Origin of the sequence: Vibrio sp. HI00D65 (assembly GCF_001635455.1) — a bacterium.
GTDB lineage: Bacteria > Pseudomonadota > Gammaproteobacteria > Enterobacterales > Vibrionaceae > Vibrio.
Genome location: NZ_LWEH01000437.1, coordinates 1 through 249, shown reverse-complemented (window position 1 = coordinate 249; position 249 = coordinate 1). Strand labels below are relative to the sequence as shown.

Annotated in this window: 1 protein-coding gene; it reads right to left on the bottom strand. The window is 49.8% G+C overall.

Going from position 1 to position 249, the window contains the following annotated elements; genetic code table 11:
* Window positions 1–249, bottom strand: a 249-nt coding sequence (locus tag A3712_RS28470; RefSeq protein ID WP_231891861.1) for a hypothetical protein, incomplete at both ends; no start/stop codon positions are given.

Here is a 249-nt window from a genome sequence, read left to right as displayed (position 1 = left end):
CACATCTTATTTCACGCAATGTATCAGCATGAGCTTTAGCCGCAATGCTTTCCATTTTTGACATCGTTTCATGATAACCCACAGTACCTAAATCGTACCGCCCATTCATAACGTCACTGATGAACTCCCCCGTAGGATCGCTATACCTCAGCGGATTGCCTCGCCCATAGGCGTAAGGTGACCAGCGTTGAGGATCCGTGAATCGGGCCTCTCTTGCAAACACAGGATCGGGGGTGATGAATTGCCCGT